The organism is Pseudomonas sp. Pseusp18, assembly GCF_059506005.1.
Genome location: NZ_CP169240.1, coordinates 2,483,895 through 2,503,590, shown reverse-complemented (window position 1 = coordinate 2,503,590; position 19,696 = coordinate 2,483,895). Strand labels below are relative to the sequence as shown.

18 protein-coding genes and 1 pseudogene are annotated in these 19,696 nt (G+C 56.9%); all 19 read right to left on the bottom strand.

The window, feature by feature from the left end; genetic code table 11:
- Position 1: 1 nt before the first annotated feature.
- Positions 2-2,386, bottom strand: a complete 2,385-nt coding sequence (locus ACEN9A_RS11350; RefSeq protein WP_413386670.1) for an efflux RND transporter permease subunit — start codon at positions 2,384-2,386, stop codon at positions 2-4.
- A 10-nt stretch (positions 2,387-2,396) separates the two neighbouring features.
- Positions 2,397-3,467: a WD40/YVTN/BNR-like repeat-containing protein gene (locus ACEN9A_RS11345; RefSeq protein WP_413386672.1), complete on the bottom strand. Its 1,071-nt coding sequence runs from the start codon at positions 3,465-3,467 to the stop codon at positions 2,397-2,399.
- A 118-nt stretch (positions 3,468-3,585) separates the two neighbouring features.
- Positions 3,586-4,041 (bottom strand): nuclear transport factor 2 family protein, encoded by a 456-nt coding sequence (locus tag ACEN9A_RS11340; RefSeq protein WP_413386674.1) that lies wholly within the window; start codon positions 4,039-4,041, stop codon positions 3,586-3,588.
- Between the two features lie 59 nt (positions 4,042-4,100).
- The gene (locus ACEN9A_RS11335; protein WP_413386676.1) at positions 4,101-4,490 is read right to left on the bottom strand and encodes a nuclear transport factor 2 family protein; all 390 of its coding nucleotides are present in this window, start codon (positions 4,488-4,490) and stop codon (positions 4,101-4,103) included.
- A 17-nt stretch (positions 4,491-4,507) separates the two neighbouring features.
- Positions 4,508-4,966, bottom strand: coding sequence for a MaoC family dehydratase (locus ACEN9A_RS11330; protein ID WP_413386678.1), 459 nt, complete (start codon positions 4,964-4,966; stop codon positions 4,508-4,510).
- Positions 4,967-4,976: 10 nt separating this feature from the next.
- Complete coding sequence (locus ACEN9A_RS11325) at positions 4,977-5,762, bottom strand: SDR family oxidoreductase (RefSeq protein WP_413386680.1); 786 nt, start codon at positions 5,760-5,762, stop codon at positions 4,977-4,979.
- A 17-nt stretch (positions 5,763-5,779) separates the two neighbouring features.
- Positions 5,780-6,994 carry an acyl-CoA dehydrogenase family protein gene (locus ACEN9A_RS11320; RefSeq protein WP_413386907.1) on the bottom strand — a complete coding sequence of 405 codons (1,215 nt, stop codon included), beginning with the start codon at positions 6,992-6,994 and terminating at the stop codon, positions 5,780-5,782.
- Positions 6,995-7,006: 12 nt separating this feature from the next.
- Positions 7,007-8,089, bottom strand: a pseudogene (locus tag ACEN9A_RS11315) (acyl-CoA dehydrogenase family protein); the annotation flags it as partial.
- Positions 8,090-8,127: 38 nt separating this feature from the next.
- Complete coding sequence (locus ACEN9A_RS11310) at positions 8,128-9,006, bottom strand: SDR family oxidoreductase (protein WP_413386682.1); 879 nt, start codon at positions 9,004-9,006, stop codon at positions 8,128-8,130.
- An 11-nt stretch (positions 9,007-9,017) separates the two neighbouring features.
- Positions 9,018-10,172 carry an acetyl-CoA C-acetyltransferase gene (locus ACEN9A_RS11305; RefSeq protein ID WP_413386684.1) on the bottom strand — a complete coding sequence of 385 codons (1,155 nt, stop codon included), beginning with the start codon at positions 10,170-10,172 and terminating at the stop codon, positions 9,018-9,020.
- An 8-nt stretch (positions 10,173-10,180) separates the two neighbouring features.
- The gene (locus tag ACEN9A_RS11300) at positions 10,181-11,245 is read right to left on the bottom strand and encodes an acyl-CoA dehydrogenase family protein (protein WP_413386686.1); all 1,065 of its coding nucleotides are present in this window, start codon (positions 11,243-11,245) and stop codon (positions 10,181-10,183) included.
- Positions 11,246-11,255: 10 nt separating this feature from the next.
- Positions 11,256-12,419, bottom strand: a complete 1,164-nt coding sequence (locus ACEN9A_RS11295) for an acyl-CoA dehydrogenase (protein WP_413386688.1) — start codon at positions 12,417-12,419, stop codon at positions 11,256-11,258.
- 15 nt (positions 12,420-12,434) lie between these two features.
- On the bottom strand, positions 12,435-13,205 hold the full coding sequence (locus ACEN9A_RS11290; protein ID WP_413386690.1) for an enoyl-CoA hydratase family protein: 771 nt from the start codon (positions 13,203-13,205) through the stop codon (positions 12,435-12,437).
- Complete coding sequence (locus ACEN9A_RS11285; RefSeq protein ID WP_413386692.1) at positions 13,202-14,293, bottom strand: NAD(P)H-dependent flavin oxidoreductase; 1,092 nt, start codon at positions 14,291-14,293, stop codon at positions 13,202-13,204. Before ACEN9A_RS11285 ends, ACEN9A_RS11290 begins: the two co-directional genes overlap by 4 nt.
- Positions 14,290-15,195: an enoyl-CoA hydratase gene (locus tag ACEN9A_RS11280; RefSeq protein WP_413386694.1), complete on the bottom strand. Its 906-nt coding sequence runs from the start codon at positions 15,193-15,195 to the stop codon at positions 14,290-14,292. The genes ACEN9A_RS11285 and ACEN9A_RS11280 overlap by 4 nt, the downstream gene beginning before the upstream one ends.
- Before the next feature lie 27 nt (positions 15,196-15,222).
- The gene (locus ACEN9A_RS11275) at positions 15,223-16,035 is read right to left on the bottom strand and encodes a CoA-transferase subunit beta (protein ID WP_413386696.1); all 813 of its coding nucleotides are present in this window, start codon (positions 16,033-16,035) and stop codon (positions 15,223-15,225) included.
- A gap of 30 nt (positions 16,036-16,065) precedes the next feature.
- Positions 16,066-16,941 carry a CoA transferase subunit A gene (locus ACEN9A_RS11270; RefSeq protein WP_413386698.1) on the bottom strand — a complete coding sequence of 292 codons (876 nt, stop codon included), beginning with the start codon at positions 16,939-16,941 and terminating at the stop codon, positions 16,066-16,068.
- Between the two features lie 8 nt (positions 16,942-16,949).
- Positions 16,950-17,858 (bottom strand): VOC family protein, encoded by a 909-nt coding sequence (locus ACEN9A_RS11265; RefSeq protein ID WP_413386699.1) that lies wholly within the window; start codon positions 17,856-17,858, stop codon positions 16,950-16,952.
- Between the two features lie 253 nt (positions 17,859-18,111).
- Positions 18,112-19,686 (bottom strand): FadD3 family acyl-CoA ligase, encoded by a 1,575-nt coding sequence (locus ACEN9A_RS11260; RefSeq protein WP_413386701.1) that lies wholly within the window; start codon positions 19,684-19,686, stop codon positions 18,112-18,114.
- Between the last annotated feature and the right edge of the window lie 10 nt (positions 19,687-19,696).

The window sequence follows — 19,696 nt, the reverse complement described above, 5'->3', positions numbered from 1 at the left end:
TTTACTTGAGTGAAACCGAAGCATTGAGTGTGGTTTCGGCCTTGGTGCCAACGCTCAGCCAACTGGCAAATGCAGGCAGTAAAAGTACTGCACCGAACATGTTCACCAAGAACATGAAGGCCAGCAAAAGCCCCATGTCAGCCTGAAACTTCAGTGCGGAGAAAGCCCAGGTGCCCACACCGACCGACATCGTTACGGCAGTGAATACCGCAGCCGTTCCCCGCTGACGCATTGCTTCATAAAAGGCAGAGCGTAGGTCATCTCCTTGTTCGAGATGATGCTTGATACATTCGTAGAGATAGATTCCGTAATCCACGCCTACCCCGACACCCAACGCGATGACCGGTAGCGTCGCGACTTTCAGGCCGATGCCCAACTGTGCCATCAGCGCATTGCACAGGATCGAAACAATCGCCAGCGGCATGATGATGCACAGCACCGCCTTCCAGGAACGAAAGGTCAATAGACAAAGCAGTGTGATCGCACCGAAGATCGAGGCCAGCATGGTCACTTCCGCTTGTTCGACCGCTTCGTTGGTAGCAGCCATTACACCAGCATTGCCACCGGCCAGACGGAACGATTGATCAACTCGAAACTCAACCCCCTCAGTCGGCTGCTCAGCGATGTAGCGTTTGATCTCCTTGGTCAGGTGATCAAGTGTGACGCCCTGGTGATCTTTGGTGTAGATCAATACTTGCATGGCTGTGCAGCTGTCCGTATTCAAACCCAGGTCCGGGTTATAGGCCGCCGATCCCTGCTGCAATGCCTGACTACTACGCGGTAGCGCCGCCCAACGCGGGTTACCTTCGTTGTTGGCAGCAATACCGACCTTGGCCAGGTCAGGCACGCTGACCACCGATTGCACGCCATAGACACCGCGCAAGAACGTTTCAAAACGATCGACGTTGTTCATCACCGAGTAATACAGGCAGGCATCACCCTCGAACCCTTTGGCCTCGACAACCACGGTCAACACATCGACGCCAATGGCGTAGTGGCTGACGATGGCCTCGTTATCCTGGTTATAACGTGAGTCGGCCCTTAGCTCTGGGGCGCCGCTACCGATATCGCCCACCGTAAGGTGGCGCGACTCCAGCGTCCCCACCACCAACAGCGCCAGCCAGACCACGAAGACGGCCATGGCCGGGCCAGGCCGCGTTACCGCCGAAAGTTTCCACCAGAGGGGATGGCGACCGACCTGGTCGCTCTTGTCGTTCCGGGCAGAGCTTTCCAGACGCATTTTGGAAAGCAGTATCGGCAACATCATCTTGTTGGTGATGATCATCAATAGAACACCCAGGCAGGCGGTAACGCCCAACTCACGCACACTATCGATCTGAATGCGCATGATCACCGCGAAGCCCAGTGCATTGGTCAACAAGGCCAACGCCCCGGGAATAAAAAGTCGACGGAACGCCGTATGCGCGGCTGACAGTGAGTCAGCACCGCCTAGTACCGACTGCTTCCAGGCATTGGTCATCTGCACTGCATGGGAAACGCCGATGGAGAAAATCAGGAACGGTACAAGGATAGACAGCGGGTCTATGCCATAACCTAAAAGCGGCAACAAACCCAACAGCCAGACGACGGGCAACAGCGCTACCACCAAAGTCAGTAAGGTTAGGCGAAGTGATCGGCAATAGAAAAACAACAAGACTGCAGTGATCACGAATGCGATCCCAAAAAACGCAATCACCCCGAACAAACCGTTAATAATCTCACCGATCAACACCGGAAAGCCGATGATATTAACCTCAAGCTGATCGCTGCTGAATTTGCCGCGAACCTTCTCCAACGCGGCGGCAACTTTTTCATAATCAACCTTCTCGCCGGTTTGCGGATTGAGTTCCTGCAGGTCGGCGCGAATCAGGGCGCCCTTCAAATCAATCTGTACCAGACGCCCAATAACCCCCGAGCGCGCCACGTTGCGCCGAACCACGGCAAGGTCCTCATCGGTTCCGCCGAACCGTGACGGGACGACCACATCACCGTAAAAGCCCTCCTCTGTCACTTCGATAAAGCGCGTATCCGGGGTAAACAGCGAAGAGACCCGTGTACGGTCCACGCCGGGAATGAAAAACACCTCATCGGTCGCTTCGCGCAGAGCCTGTAGAAATTCCTTATTGTAAATGTCGCCCTCACCTTTCCAGCGAATATTGACCAATACCCGATTGGCCCCGGGAAATACCTTTAAATAGTCGACGAAGGTCTGCATGTAGGGATGTTGCAACGGAATCATTTTGTAGAAACCAGGGTCCAGCTTGATGCGTGTAGCTGTACCGGCAAACACCAATGTAAGCAGCACGAACAGTACGAACAACCAACGGCGGTGCGCTATCAATAGATCAGCGCAATGATCGACGAATATGGATTTTTTGTTATTCATGACGCGTCCCTCATTCGACGGCTTTGCGTGGCTCAGGCTGTTGTGCCTGCTGCGTGATACCCGCCGGGCCGACAAATATCAGTTTTCCATCAGACGCTTCACTGACGCTGGAGAGGCTTTGGCCACCTCCAGCGTGTGTACGCCTGAATGTCTGGCCGTGATCCTCAGAGACAGTGACCACTCCGCCCTCACCCACCAGCACAACGTTGCCTTCCCGAGTCAGGGTCCCGCCGTAAAGCGCCGCGGTAGTGCCCGAATCGAGCTCCTTCCAGGTCAAACCGAAATCCTGAGTGCGGTAAACCTTGCCACGCATGCCGTACACCAGCCAGGTATCAGGGGAAAGCGCAATCAGACCGAAAAACGAACCCTTGTAGAACTCCGGCAAGCGGGTCCAGGTCGCGCCCTGGTCAGAAGATCTCGCAACCAATCCACTCTCCCCTACCAGCATCAGATGAGTCTCGCCGGCTCCGGAAAGCGCATACAAATGTCGGTCACCGAGCCCCGTATCATGAGGCGCCCAGGACTTCCCCTGATCTGTCGAAGTGAGAAAACGGCCAAAACTGCCTACAGCGAAAAGCGGGCCCTTCGCATGGCCCCAGATATCAAGCAGTACTTCTGAGGTTTCCCCCATGAAGTTGGCTTCCTGCCAAGTCTTGCCACCGTCCTCAGTACGTAAAATCCAGTTGTCGTGACCGACCGCAAAACCGAGTAACGGGTTCACAAAGAAGACCCTTGTCAGGGTCGAACCACGTTGCGGCTCGACTGTAGCGTCCTGCCAGCTCTTGCATGCGTCCACACTGAAGAAAAGATGCCCCAACTCCCCAGCGGCAATCATTTGTCCATCAACTTGAGTGGCACCGTTGATTAGCATTCGCTGCGGCTGGATTGAGGTAGCAGGGAAATGTGGGCTCGGCCGCGGCAAAAAGGAAACGACCGTGCCGACAGCTACCAGGAGAGCCATGGCCAAACCGCCCCAGACCCGATGCCGTCCTGAATCCGTGGAGCGCAGGCCTGACGGCGGCTGCCGTTGGGCCGTTCGAGTAGCAGATTCATTGTGAATTATTGTTGACTGCTGATTCATGACTCCTCCTGATTAGGCATGGCCGAGCAGTCAGTGGATCACTGCATCATGGGCCTACTGGAATGTGCCGCGCAGAGCCCCCCTCTGCATCGTCCATCCGGAGTAGTCGCTTATGACCTCATGCTCCCCCCGGAGCATAGGTGTACTTTCCATGGGCACTCAAATCCCCGTACAAATCATTGGTGATGGTCCGCTCGGAAAAACGCCAGACGTTATCAACTTTTTCGAACCGATCTTTATAGTCGCCGCCAATGATCGGCTGCAGTGGTAGATCAGCGGTCTGTTGAAAGACCATCACGTAGACATGGGCCACGGCCCGATTCGGACCATTGGGGCGGATCTGAACGTTGCTCATCATATGCCGGGTACGCGGTTTCCCGTCATACAGGCGAACAAAATCCCTGAACAACTCGGACAAGAGCTTAGGGTTATTGCTCACCGGAGTACTTCGTCCTGGTAGATGAACATCAGCGTGCGCGAACAACCTGCCGACACCATCAAGATCACCTTGATCCAGGCGCACCGCATACTCATAAATCAGGTTCTGAATCTCAAAATAGTCAGTCGCATCCACGGTTTAAACCTTTAAAAAATGGGCCTACAGATGCAGAGGCGATACAGTCATCAATGGAGCTAACCAGGCGTGACCAGTAAGAAATCATCAGGTCCACAGAAAGATTCTCGTGAAACTATTCTTTCCGAATCGTCGAAGCGAAACACGTCGATTCTAGAATAGACCTCAAGCCCCTTGACGGTAGGCTCCCAGGTCTCCAGAACGATGGCCAAAGCGTTACCTTGTGGAGCCCCGCGTATCGGCCCCCGAACTTTCATAATGGTTTGCGCAGCTATAGCTCTGTTATAGAAATCGGCGATAGCTGATTTACCAACAACGGCCGCAGATCCAACCGGATCTTCGATAGTGGCATCATCGGCGAACAATGCGATAACCGACTCAGCATCAGCACGCTCGAATCCCTCGACATACCGTTGGAAAATGGTGGTCATTTGCTTTGCATCAAGCATGAGTATTTCCCTCGAGATCAATCAAAGTAGTAACGACTGATGGTGTCGACGATGCAGGCCGGTCGCTCAGCCCCTTGAATCTCCACGGTGACCCGCACAGTTGCCTGCACGCCACCTTGCACAGCCTCAGCCTTGATGATCTCTCCTCTTCCCCGAATACAAGCCCCAACGGGTACAGGTGCGGGAAAGCGGACACGGTCGGTACCGTAATTGACCCCCATGCGCATTCGCACGTCGATAAGTTGCGAGAGGAAGTAGCTACCAGCCAAAGCCAACGTCAAATACCCATGCGCAATGGTTGCGCCAAACGGGCCATCCTTGGCTCGTTCGGGATCAACATGAATCCATTGATGGTCATTGGTCGCCTCGGCAAATCCCGTTATCCGAGCCTGGTCGATTCTCAGCCACTCAGTCACACCCAGGGAAGTGCCGGCAGCGGCGAGCACTTCTTCGGCGTTGTAGTAGATGTTCACCATGCGTCGCCCCTCAAGCCCGTTGACTACTGGCGGAAATAACTTCTCCCACGAGATAGGACGCATATTCACTGGCCAGGAAAACTGCAATATTCGCCATTTCCCAGACTTCCGCAGGGCGCCCAAACGCTTCGTTGGCGGATAACGCTGAAAGCAGTTTTTCATCGGCAGTCTTTTTCAGGAACGCATGCATAGCGATGCTTGGCGAGATTGCATTGATGCGGATACCGTATTCAGCCGCTTCCAACGCACTGCAGCGCGTCAGGGCCATGACCCCGGCCTTGGCGGCCGCGTAGTGTGCCTGCTCTTTCTGAGCGCGCCAGCCCAGCACCGAGGCGTTGTTGATGATCGCGCCATGGCCACGTGGCTGCATGACCTTGAGCATCGCACGGGTCATGCGGAACGTGCCGTTGAGCGAGACATCGATGACTCGCAGCCACTCCTCATCACTCATTTCAATGATGCGCTTTTGCCCGCCAAGGCCTGCATTGTTGAATAGAATATCGGTGCCACCCAGACATGACTCAGCCTCGGCAACCAAGGCCTGGACTTGTTCTTCTTGTGTCACGTCGCAGACCTGGCCGTAAATCGCGTCGAGTCCGGTTTCCTCACGCAAGCGGGCTACCGCCTCGTCAAGACGACGCGGGTGCACGTCAGACAGCATCAACGCGCGTACACCCTCCTCGGCAAATCGTTGCGCAGTGGAATAGCCAATACCACCACCAGCAGCGGCCGTAACCAGTGCCGACTTGCCTTTGAGCAGGCCATGGCCGGGAACATAGGCAGGAACATTAATCATGCGAAACTCCTGATGAGCTAGCGCGTCGGCCGTACCTCTTTGGGCATTCCCAAGGCACGTTCGGCGATGATATTGAGCTGAATCTCGTTGGTACCCGCGACGATGGTGTCCGAACGACTGAACAGGAACACTTGTTGCAGCCGGGTACGGGCGAAATCATCGAGATAGATATCGCCTTCGATACCCAGCGCATCCATGGCTAACTTGCCCAGATCGCGATGCCAGTTGGACCAGTAATACTTGATGATGTAGCCCTCACGGGAAAGGCTGCCGTCATCTCCGCCGCTGAGTGTGCGCAAAGTGTTGTAGTGCATGACCTTGAGGCCCATCCACGCCTGACCAATACGTGCGCGTATCAACGGGTTATCGACGCTTCCGGTATCCCGTGCTGCTTTGCACACCAACTCGAGCTGATGGGCAAAATGCATTTGCATCCCGATCCAGGACAGTCCCCGCTCAAATCCAAGCAAGGCCATGGCGATCTTCCAGCCCTCACCGGGTTGACCGATGACATTCTGTGTCGGACATCGCGCCCCATCGAAGAACACCTCGTTGAATTCGCACGTTCCGGTGATCTGTTTGATCCCACGAACCTCGACACCCGGTTGGTCCAGCTTGACCAACAAAAAGATCAAACCGTGATGCCCGCGAGATTCAGGTTCGCAGCGGGCTACGACGAAAATCCACTGCGATTCGTGTGCCAGAGAGGTCCAGACTTTTTGACCATGCAGCACCCATTCGCCAGTCACCGGGTCTAGGCGTGCGCGGGTCTGCACATTGGCCAGATCCGAACCGGCACTAGGTTCGGAATACCCCTGACACCAATACTCGGTGCCGGCGACAATTGCAGGTAGAAACTGCTGTTTCTGTGCTTCGCTGCCATAGGCAATTACGGTGGGGCCGAGCAACGTTTCACCCAGATGACCGATATTGCCCGGGCCACCAGCACGAGCATACTCCTCGTGAAAAATAATCTGCTGCGCCACACTGAGGCCTCGACCACCGTATTCCTTCGGCCAGCCGACACAGGTCCAGCCACCTTTGGCGAGCTCCTGTTCCCACTCCTTGCGCAGCTCTGGATAGGCATCCTCGTCTCCGGCACCACCACGATGCTTCAGACATGCAAAGCGTCCCGTCAGATGCTCCCCCATCCATTGCGAAATCTCCGCACGAAAGGCTGACGCTTCATCCGCCTCATCAGGTGTTTCCCGATCGGCTTCGCCGCCACTGATCAGCCAGTTGGCAATGGTCTCGCGGGACGCGTCGACATTGCCAAACCAGTGAGCACTGGCCTGGGCACGCTTGAAATACAGCTGCGGGTCATATTCCCAGGTGAACCCCACGCCGCCGTGCAACTGAATCGCCTCTTGAGCACAGAAATAGAACGTCTCGCTGGCGAAGCACTTAACGCAGGCTGCCTCACGCAATAACTCGGCAGTCCCCGGCACCGTGGCTGCAACACGAGCACAACCCGCGACGGCAGAACGCGTTGCCTCGATCTTCACCATCATTTGCGCACAGCGATGCTTGACCGCCTGAAATGCATTGATCGGACGACCAAACTGCACCCGCTCAGCGGCATAGGCCAGTGTCAATTCCAGGCAATGTTGCGCGCCGCCCAACTGCTCAGCGGCGAGCGCCAGCGTTGCCAGCGCCTGCACACGTTGGAAGCGGTCATCAAGTTGTGGACCGGCGGCCAGCTTGCAGGATTCTCCAACCGTAACGTCAGTCAAAATAACCTCCGCCACGCGTCGCGTCAGATCGATACCCACATGCTCCTGCCGCTCGACCCCTTGTAGATCGGCAGCCACTGCGAACAACGCCAACTCACCGTTTTCCAGCCGCACCGGCAACAAAAAAAGCTCTGCACTGGCGCCATCAGGAACATGGCGAAATTGCCCTTGCAGACGATAGCCCTCGGCGCAAATTTGAGCCGTGGCACCAGGCGATTCGGCGCACCAGGATAAGCCATTGCCTGCCAATGCCACGGTGGCCCGCAACCGCCCGGTGGCGATTGTCTCCAGATAAGGGGCACTGATGAACTCCTCCACCGCCTCGAGCAAAGTTGTCGCAGCCAGGCCCACCGTAGCGAAGAACGGCGATGGCAGCAGACGCCGTCCCATCTGCTCGAAAATCAGGGTCAACTCAACCCACGACAAACCCAGCCCGCCCTGGCTCTCGGGAATATGCGTGGCACACCACCCCATGTCTTCAGCAATCTGCTTCCACAACGCAGCGTTGTAGCCAGTCGGGCTCTCCATGGCCTCACGAACCGAAGAGGATGTGCAAGCTTCGGCCATGAAGCTCTCGGCGGCCTCAGCGATCATCCTCTGATCATCGTTAAGGGAAAAATCCATACCGGCACTCATGTCCCATACACCTTTTGTGGAGGAACTGCTTCAGCCACCAATGCATCGACGACCTCAGCGATTTCAGTCGGCAGCCAGCGCGCCGCTTTATCGCGCTGTGGGCCGAGACGCCAACCATCTGCCAGCGACAGTTTGCCGCCAGAAGCCTCGAAGATCCGTCCATTGATGTGTCGAGACTGCTCACTGCCCAACCACACCACCAGGGGTGCGACGTTGGCGGGGTCCCAAAAATCAAAGCTGTCATCACTGGGTTTTTTCACCACATCGGGCATAGCCGATTCGGTCATGCTGGTACGCGCTGCGGGTGCCAAGGCATTAGCGGTGATGCCATAGCGGATCAACTCGGCCGACTGCACCAAGGTCAGTGCACAAATACCGGCTTTAGCGGTGGCGTAATTAGATTGTCCGACCGAACCTTGCAGCCCGGCACCGGAACTGGTGTTGATAATCCGCGCATCAACAGGCTCGCCCGCCTTGGCCTTGTCACGCCAACGTTTGGCCAAGGTATTGGCTAAGCAAAAATGGCCTTTGAGGTGAACGCGCATGACCTCGTCCCAGTCATCTTCACTCAGGCTGACAAACATCCGATCGCGCAAATTGCCGGCGTTGTTGACCAGTACATGCACCTCACCGAAATGTGCTACGGCCTTATCGACGATCGCTTGAGCATGGTCGATACGGGTGATGTCATCATCGTTGGTCAGGGCCTGCCCACCTGCGGCAATAATATCGGCGACCACCGCATCGGCGGCATCACGGCGAATGTCATTGACCACCACGTTCGCGCCTTCAGCAGCGAAGGCCAACGCATAAGCGCGTCCAAGGCCGCCACCGGCGCCAGTGATGATCACTGTTCTGTTAGCACAAATGCCCATTCTTAAATCCCTCACCCAAGTCGTTCGATGATAGTGACGTTGGCTTGGCCGCCACCCTCGCACATTGTCTGCAGGCCATAACGGCCACCGGTGCGTTCAAGCTCATGCAGCAAGGTTGTCATCAGGCGTGCGCCACTGGCCCCCAACGGATGCCCCAGACCTATAGCCCCGCCATTAACGTTGGTCCGCTCATGGGGGTAACCGGTCTCTTTGAGCCAGGCCTGAACCACGGAGGCGAAGGCTTCATTGATCTCTACCAGATCAATGTCTTCCAAGCGCAGGCCAGCCTTTTTCAAAGCGGCAGCGGTGGCCGGAATCGGCGCAGTCAGGTGCCAGATCGGATCATCGGCACGCACGCTGATGTGCTCGATTCGTGCACGGGGCGTCAGGTTGTAACGTTTGAGCGCCGCCTCTGAAACCACGAGCAGAGCGGCGGCCGCATCACAGGTCTGGCTGGACACAGCGGCAGTGATCATCGGGTAAGCTGGATCGACTGGCTCCAGCGTGGCCATCTTTTCCAGACTACTGACACGTGGTGTTTCGTCGATAGAAAGGCCATTGAGGCCGATGATTTCGCGCTCGAAGCGCCCTTCCTTGATAGCTCTTAATGCCCGCTCATGGCTCTCGAGCGAGAATCGCTCCATATCGTCACGGGTCAGCTTCCATTTTTCGGCAATAATCTGCGCCGCGTAAAACTGATTGACGGGCTGATCGCCGTAACGTGCCTTCCAGCCCGTACTGCCCGAGAACGGGTCGGTAAAGCCCAAGGGGTTCGCGGCGGTCATCGCATAGGCAATCGGAACCATGCTCATGTTCTGCACGCCGCCCACGGCAATCACATCCTGCGTGCCACTCATTACCGCTTGCGCGGCGAAGTGCAGCGCCTGCTGCGAGGAGCCGCAGGCGCGGTCAATCACCGTGCCAGGCACATGGTCGGGTAAACCGGCCGCCAACCAGGACGTGCGGCTGATAACCCCGGCATTGGGACCGACTGCATCCACACAGCCGAAGATCACATCTTCGTAGTCTTGCGCAGGAATATCATTACGTTCGACCAAGGCCTTTAAAACGTGTGCACCCAGGTCAGCAGGATGAACCTCGGACAACGAGCCACGACGTTTACCGGTCGGCGTACGCAGTGCATCGACGATATAGGCTTGCGCCATGCTGGACCTCATTCATTCAAGTTAAAGGTATTGCCCGGACCGAGTTGGTCGACGTTATCGAGTACGAACTCGGCAACCCGGGCCTTGTGAAAGCCACGATCGCCCCAAGTGCCCACCAGGGCCCAGGCGCGCTTCATGAAAATTTGCAGGTCGACTTCCCAGGTGTACCCCATGGCCCCATGAACCTGAATGCCCATTTTGGCGGCGAGCAATGCTGCCTCGCCCGCCGCCAACTTGGCGTGAGATACATAGATTTCACGGTTTGGGAGTTGATGCTCGACTGCATAGGCAGCCCGATAGAACACAGGCTTGGCGAACTCGATCAGCACCGCGACGTTCGCCAAGTGGTGCTTTACCGCCTGAAAGCTGCCAATCGGCTTGCCGAATTGCTTGCGCTCGGCGGTGTAGTCGATGGCGAGATCAAGCATGCGTTTAGCCAGCCCCAATAGCTGTCCACTGGTAGCCAAGGCACCACGCTCGAGGGTGTCGGTCCAGATCAGTTGCCCACTCTGAGTATCAGCAATGCGGCTTCTGTCGGTCGGTGTCCAACTCACATGGGACAAGCGCCGTGATAGATCGACGCTCGAATTGCGCTCAAGCTTCACCTCGTCACGATGCAAGGCATGGACCTCGCCTTCATGCGCCAATAACAACAAATCACAAAGATGCGCGTCGGCCACCAACAGGTTGATAGGGTGACCCACAGCAATTCTTGCACTGCCATCAGCCACACGCGGCAACCACTCCTGCTTGACCAGCGACTCATCCGGCAAGGCATTGAGCATGGCGGCCGCCAGGTAGGCGGTGCCCGCCAACGAGTCGGGGATGGCGAAGTAGCCCAGCTCGGGCATCATCAATGCCCAGTCGACATCGCCACACCCCAGGCCACCATAGGCCTCACCGACCGACAGAGCGGTCAAGCCCTGTTCGGCAATCTTGCGGCGCAATTGTGGAGAACGGCCGGCTTCAGTTTCCCAGAGCTCGCGAAGCATTTCAGGGGCGGCTTCGACGAGAAAGAATCGCCTCATGGTGTCGCGAAACAAAATCTGATCCGCTGTAAATTTAAAGTCCATGGACGTCTCCTCAGCGAGGCATACCGAGCATGCGCTCGGCAATAATGTTGCGCTGGATCTCGTTGGTGCCAGCGTAGATAGGTCCGGCATGGGCGAACATGAACCCCTCCAGCCAGCCGCCAACGTCTCGGGCCGCGGGCGAGTGCGGCAACAGCTCCGCGCGCGCACCGAGTATTTGCATAGCCGTCTCGTGCATGCGCTGATCGAGCTCGGACCAAAAGATTTTGTTGGTGCTGGACTCAGCGCCGATATGCCCACCAGCGATCAGGCTGCTGGCCGTGCGATAAGTCGCTAGCGTGTAGGCCTCGGTTTGCATCCAGGCATTGACGACCGCCTCACGGACCGAAGGATCCTGATCGGCCGAAGCCCGGTTCGCCAGGTATAGCTGCACCAGCGATTTAGCGGTCGCCTGGAATCGTGCGGGTGAGCGCAGCATCAAACCGCGCTCGAAACCGGCTGTCGACATCGCCACCTGCCAACCCGCGCCCTCCTCACTCAACCGGTTTTCTACCGGAACCCGTACATCGTCGAAAAACACCTCGGCAAAGCCCGGCAGACCGTTGAGCTGGCGAATCGGACGAACCGTGATGCCTGGAGAATCCAACGGTACTAGAAGAAAGCTCAAACCATGGTGACGTTGCGAATTCGGATCGCTACGGAAAATCCCGAACAACCAGTCAGCCCAGACCGCTCGGGTCGACCAGGTTTTCTGGCCGTTAAGCACATAATGATCACCATCACGGATCGCTCTGGCTCGAATGGCAGCCATGTCCGAACCAGCATTCGGTTCTGACCAGCCTTGAGCCCAGATGCTTTCACCGCTAGCCATCATGGGCAGGAAACGCTGCTTCTGTTCGGGTGTACCGAAATCCATCAAAGTTGGACCGAGCAGAAAAATTCCGTTCTGGTTAACCCGCATTGGCGCACCAGCGCGCCAGTATTCTTCTTCGAAAATCAACCACTCGATCAGATCGCAGGCACGCCCCCCCAACTCCTTGGGCCAAGTCACCATGCTCCAGTTACCGGTCGACAGCGTGCGCTCCCATTCGCGATGCTGCTCGAACCCCTCCGCCGAGTCGAAACTATCCAAAGGCCGCTTGGGTACATGCACGGCCAACCAATCGCGGACTTCCCGGCGGAACGCCTGTTGTTGATCGGTATATTCGAGTTTCATCAAAGGCTCTCCAGGTCAATCCGCGCTACGAGAAATAAAGCTTGCCTGGCGCTTCTCGACGAAGGCCTGACGGGTTTCGGCGGAGTCGGCATTCAGATAAGCCTGAAGCGTAAAACCCTGCTCCCAGCGATACTTGTCTTCCAGATTTCCGTCTTCCACGCCATTCAATGCTTCTTTGGCCAGACGAATCATGGCCGGGCTTTTCGAAGCAATTTTGCGCGCGACGGACAGCGCGGTTTCACGTAGTTGCGCGCGCGGTACAACCTGCTCCAAAGCACCAAGGCGATACGCCTCGGCGGCAGTGATCTTTTCTCCGGTGAAGTACATGTGGCGCACTTTTTGTACCGGGAATAGACGCTGCAAATGCGCCCCGCCCCCCATCGCACCGCGATCAACCTCCGGTACACCGAACGTTGCGCACTCGGCACCGATGACGATGTCTGCCGCACCGGCGATACCGATGCCTCCCCCCAAAACGAAGCCATGCACCGCTGCAATCACAGGCACCGGACACCGGTGCACCGACCTGAAGGTTTCGTAGTTGCCTGCATTGACCGCAACAATGCGCTCCGGATAGGTCGCTAGCTCTTTGATGTCGACACCTGCGCAGAAACCCCGACCGTCGGCTCGGATCACGATCACATGGACGTCGCTTCGTGCGCCTAGTGCATCAATCGCCAGCGCCAGGGCGAACCAACCCGCGCTGTCGAGAGCGTTCACCGGAGGATGATCGATGACCAGTTCTGCGACACCGCCCTCTATCGAACTATGAAATCCTTGCGTCATATCTGTACCTCCGGAGTCGTTGTCATCCAGGTCTGAAGGGCGAGCAGCCGTTGGCGGGCCTGGATAACGATTGTTTCGATAACCTGTGCACAGCTCTGTAGTCGATCGATGTTGGCAGCCACCTGGCCACTGGGCAGCACGCCGTCGTCGGGGCGTCCATCACTCAATGCCAGACGAATCAATTGGGGAGCGTTGGCGGCGCGGGCCGCCATACTCAGCGAGAGCTCGCTGTCAGCCCGCCAGGTACTCAGCGCGACGCGTAAGAGTCGATAAAAGCTCAGACCGGCCTGCTGTTTGTAATACCAGGCACTGCGCAAGGCCTGCTCGGCCTGACATATAAAACCCGACCGCTCCAGACGCTGTAGTGTCGGGTTGTCAATCACTCGTTGCGGCAAGCCGTCCACCGCCCGAGAAACGCGGATACGGGCTGGATCTCTCACACTCAAATAGCGTTCGAGCGTGCTAGCCGGCACTGGCGACTCCTCAGTCAGCAAAAAGCGCGTGCCCATTGCTATTCCTTGAGCGCCACATGCCAAGGCAGCCGCCAGCCCTCGACCGTCGTGCATTCCGCCGGCCGCCAAAACCGGTACCTTCACCGCATCGAGCACCAAGGGCAGGAGCATGCTGGTCGGCACAACACCAGTATGGCCACCACCTTCAGAACCCTGGATGACCAGGGCGTCTGCCCCTAACTCCACGGCTTTACTCGCATGCCTTACGGCACCCACTGTAGGTATACAAATCACGCCGGCCTGCTTCAAACGATCGATACTCTGCCGATCCGCTCCTCGCCCGTAACTTGCTGCGCGCAAACGGTATTTGACGATCAAGGCCAGTACTTGCTCAGCATTCGCCTGGAACATGTGAAAGTTGATTCCGAACGGCTGATCAGTAAGCGCCAGCACCTGACGAATTTCAGCTTCCAACCGTTCCGCTGACAGCGTCGCGGCCGCCAGGAAGCCAAAGCCACCTGCATTGCCGACTGCCGCCACCAGCCGCGCATCCGCTACCCAACCCATCGCGGTTTGAATCACCGGATAGCGGCAGCCCAGCACGTCACAGATCGGTGTATGCAGGCTCAAAGTCATTTGGTTGGCGCCTCGGCGGAACGGACTTCACCTGGAGTGCGCTGCGAATCGGCCATGGCTTTGGCGTCGTAACCGCCCAATTTATCGCCGGAGATAAGCTCATTATGGGCATGGGCAAAATGGTGCCAGGCAAACGCAGCATCCATGCCGGCCCGCTTACCCTGCAGGTCTTCGATGTGATTGATCGCCTGCTTGGTCAAGGCCAGCCCCATGCGAGGCATCTTGCCGATGCGTTGGGCGATGCTGTAGGTCTCGTCCTCAAGACTTTCCCGGCTGGCGATGCGGTTCACCATGCCCATCTGATAGGCCCGCTCGGCGCTCATGCGCTCGCCGAGAAACAGAAACTCCTTAGCAATGCGTGGGTTCAACTCAAAGGCATGAGCGAAGTACTCGACGCCTGGAATACCCATACGCACAACTGGATCGGAGAAAAACGCGTCATCGCTGGCAACGATCATGTCGCAGACCCAGGCCAGCATCAGACCACCAGCGACACAGGCTCCCTGGACCATGGCAATGGTCGGCTTGGGCAGATCGCGCCAACGTCGGCACATGCCCAAGTACACTTCTTGCTCACGCACATAAAGAAACTCGCCACCTGGCTTGTTTACATGGTCGTACCACAACGATGCGCGATCAAAGCTCTGATTGATGTCTCGTCCTGGTGTACCGATGTCGTGCCCGGCAGAAAAGTGTTTGCCACTGCCACGCAAAATGATGACCTTGACCTCATCATCATCCACCGCACGACGAAAGGCAGCGTCCAGTGCATAGGTCATCTTCGAGTTCTGCGCGTTGTTGAACTCGGGGCGATTCATCGTCACCGTAGCGATGCCATCCAGTACGCTGTACAGCACCACCTCTTGCGTACCGTCGACGCCTGTTTCTTTACGCTCAGCCATACGGTTCTCCCCGTTCCTGCTGCGGCTTCAGGCGGCGCGGACGCCAGGTGGATTGTTCTTGATCACACTTGCTCGCAAGTTATGTGGATCAAGGCGGCGGATGACATCCAACTGCTCTTCGGTCGGCGCTGGCGTCGTCGGCAGATCATCAGTCTTCAGTAAGCTAAAACCGGTGGCGTTCTGGACCTGCTCGAAACTCACACCTGGATGCAGCGAAATCACTCGAATTCCATGATTCGGTCCGCCGAAGTCCATGACGCACAGATCAGTGATGATCAATCGCAGATCGACAAAATCATTGCGTGCGCCTTCTGGCCAACGTTCCGGGTTGTATCCGACACCGGAGACCATATCGACCTCGGCATCGACGAAAACCCTCACTCCGTGGTTAGGAACGAACATCGAATTTGCATGATTGATGCTATTGCCGGGCAGTCCGCGAACACCCAGAACCGCGGTTTTCGGCTTGGCGTAATCACCTATCAACGAAAGGTTTGTCTGGCCGTAGCGATCAATCTGTGTCGGACCGATCATCGCGTGCCGACGACCGCCCCAAACACATTCAAACACTCGGTCAAATGACATATAGCCGGAATACTTGGGCTGGTAGTCGCCGCGTGGGCCCAGGGGGATGGGCTCCTCAACCAGAAAGCATTCGCTGTCGGTCATCAACAGTTCCGGCGAATGAGTCAGCTTTGCCAGGCTCGCCCCCAGACGCGGCACTACGCCGATACCAGAAGCAAGAATTTCACCATTGCCCCGCCAGGCTTCGCTGGCGGCGACAATCAACAACTCTGCAAGGCTGTAGCCAGCAGCGGCGGCGGTAGACGCTTGAGTCATGAGGTTATCCTTATCTTTAGGCGGCGAGGGCTAGAAAATCGGCAAAGGCAATTTGCTGACGCGCTGGGCGCCTCCAACTTTGCTCAAGTACTCGGCTTCACTGCAGGTAATGAATTCATCGACGTAGCCTTGCCAGCCATCTTCCTGGGTGGCACTGGCGCAATAACGCTTCAAGTGCTCCATATCCCAGCCATAGTCGGGACCGCTGTAGGTGGGGTGCGCGCCATAGGGCGCATGCACTACGCCAGTGACCAGATAACGCTCGAAAAAATTGAGGCGAGCCGTCTCCGGTGCGAGACCGAAGCAGTCATGCAAGACTTCGGTACTGACGTAGCACTCTTTGGCGGCACGGGCGAACAAGTGATCAAAAAGTGGGTCGTTTCCCTTGACCAGCGTGTTACCCAAACGGTCCGATTCATTGACATGAATAAGCGCGACGTCGAGAGTCAGCGCTGGCATGGCGATATAAACTTCACCGTCGTCATAAGGCGAACGCACCGTGCACAGGTCAGGATTGCGGTCAAGCACATCGGAGCCCAAACCGCAGCGGGTCGGCAGGAAAGACATGCGCATACCGGCAGCGCGCAAGCCCCACTCGAACATCCCTTCGTCCAATTCCATGACCTGTAGCTCACCGGCTTCACGGGCTTTACGGAAGTAGGGTTCCAAGGGAATGGCGTCGAGCGTGACAAAGCCGAAAATCAGCTTTCTGACTTTGCCTGCGGCACAGAGCATGCCCACCTCTGGCCCACCGTAGCTGACGATGGTCAGATCCTTGAGGTCCGAGCGCAGCAGCTCACGAACGATCGCCATGGGCTTGCGGCGCGGCCCCCAACCACCGATGCCGATGGTCATGCCATCACGCAGTCGAGCGACGACATCCTTTGCGCTGAGTTCTTTATTCATCGTGGGCCTCATTTATCCAGGTGTGCAGTGGCGAGACCGAGACTCCAGTCATGCCCCCAATAGCTGATCGCGGTGGCTTCAAATACCGAGTGCTGGCTCCAGTCCACGACCAGCCCGCCATAGCCGTACTCCAACGCAAACCCGCCGGGAGTTTCCATGTAGAAGGACACCATTTCGTCATTGACGTGTTGGCCCAAACTCGCCAGAAGCTTGAACCCCTGTGCCTTGCAACGATCCATGGCCCGCCCAACTTCGGTCATCGAGTCGACTTCGGCCATGACATGAATGCAGCCGGATGGCGCCTCAGCTTCAAACAACGCCAAGCTGTGCTGACGACCGTTGTTGCAATGGGTGAAGTGCAAACGCTGAATCGGAGCATCGGGGCCAGCCTGATGGTTGTAGATATCGGACAAACCGAAGCCCATCACATCGCGGAAAAAAACCCAGGTGGCGTCGAAGTTCGGGGCAGGCAAGACGGTATGCCCCAACCCCATCGCTCCCGTAATAAATTGCGGGACACCGACCGGTGAATCGAAGAGTTTGAAGTCAGACTTCAGACCCCAGACCACTTCATGGCGATTTCCCGAGGGGTCAAGGAACCAGACCATGTCTTGAAACATACGCGACACCAGCTCGACTGCAGTTGCCTTGCGCGGGCTGACACCGGCGGCCTGCAGCTCGACAACAGCCTTGTCGAACGCCTGTTGATCAGCGACTTCCCAACCGGAAGCGAAGTAGCAATCTCGCTGCCCTGGTGTGATGACATAGCGATAGGGACGCTCGTCGAGCTTGAGATAGACCCCACCTGCTGCCGTCGTCGTCGACATACAGCCCATTACCTGTTCGCCATAGCGTTTCCAACGGGCAATGTCAGTCGACTCCGCGACCACGTAGGCCAGTCCTCTGATATCGATCATGAGTGCCTCTCAGAAAAATTCGATTACCTAATGGCGATTCTCAGATGGATAGCGGGATCAAACATCGTCCATTGAGACTATCGATTCGATCAAAGTCCCCCGAAAATCAGTGGCTCGGCGGCCCTCGAATCTCACTGAAGAGGATTCGATGCGCATGCTGATTGGAGGGTTATCGGATGGCCGATGAGCCAGGAAAAGTGTGAAAAGGGAACCGATCGGTTCCCTCTTTTTAATCATTCCGCACGCTTTGCGTTCAGGAAATCTGCGCCAGTGCCACCGACCTCAGCTCACGCTTGAGGACTTTACCGCTGGGGTTCGTCGGCAGGCTGTCAACAAAATCGACGTAGCGCGGCACTTTATAATTCGACATGTTCGTACGGCACCAGGCAATCAGCTCCTCGCCACTTATCAACGCGCCTGAACGTAACATCACAAAGGCCCGCCCGACCTCCCCCATACGATCATCCGGGACACCGACTACTGCCACCTGGGCCACGGCCGAATGAGCAGCGATCAAACGTTCGATCTCAGCCGGGTAGCAGTTAAATCCACCCACGATGTACATGTCCTTGAGTCGATCCGTGATGCGCAAACAGCCTGCCTCATCAAGCAAGCCGATATCACCTGTGTGCAGCCAACCCTCGGTGTCGACGACCTCACGAGTGGCTGCTTCATCGGAAAAATACCCCTGCATAACATTGTAGCCACGGATCAGCACTTCACCCGCCGTACCTGGCACAACCTCCCGGTCGTGCTCATCAATGATCTTCAGCTCAACGCCTGGCATCGCTCGGCCACAGCTGTGAGCGACCACCTGCGGCGAATCATCCCGAGAGGTCAACGTGGCAAAACCACAGGATTCCGTCAGTCCGTAGCCGGTCAGCACGACCTTGAAGCCCAACTCGCTGCGCATGCGCTCAATCAGGCTAGGGGGGATGGTGGTCGAACCGGTAATGGTTGCGCGCAAGCTTGAAAGGTCAGTCGTCGTCAGCGCCGGGTCGGCCAACAAGCTGTGGAATACCGTGGGAGGTCCAGGTAATACGCTGATGCGGTCACGTTCGATGGATTTTAGTACCGCCGCCGTATCAAAAACCTGTTGCGGCAGGATTGCTGCGCCACGCAACAATGCCGCCAACCAACCCGCCTTGTACCCCATGGCATGAAAAAACGGATTGACGATCAAATAGCGGTCTTCCGCGCACAACCCCATGGCTTGAGCCCAGCCGTCGATAGCTTTCAGGTTCTGTCCATGAGCAGTCATGACGCCTTTGGGATTGCCCGTCGTGCCAGAGGTGAACATCACATCGCTGAGCATATCCGGAGTCACCGCCGCCGCACGCTGAACCACCATAGCGTTATCAATTTGCTGCGCCTTATCGAGAAACTTTTCCCAGCTAAATTCGGTAGGACGTGCGTCATTGAGGACGACGATTTGCGTCAACGAGGAGGGACGATGTTCAGCCAGCAACTCCGGATAGTGACTCCCCAGAAACTGCCCGGCACTGAACAGTACGCGCGTACCACTGGAGGCCAGCACATAGCCGGCCTCACTGCCTTTCATGCGAGTATTGACTGGCACCAAAGCCGCCCCTGCGCAATGAATACCCAGCGCCGCGACGATCCACTGGCTGCCGTTGGGTGCCCAGATAGCGACTCGGTCGCCAGGTTCGACGCCTAGCGCCATAAGTCCCGCTGCAACACTCAAGGCATTGGCATGTAACTTTGCGTACGTGATCGCAACACCGTTCTCCTCGATAGCGATACGTTCTCCGTGGCACTGCGCCGAATGCGCCAGCATGCGAGGGATAGTCAGAGTATTCGACGCCATGTTCAATAAA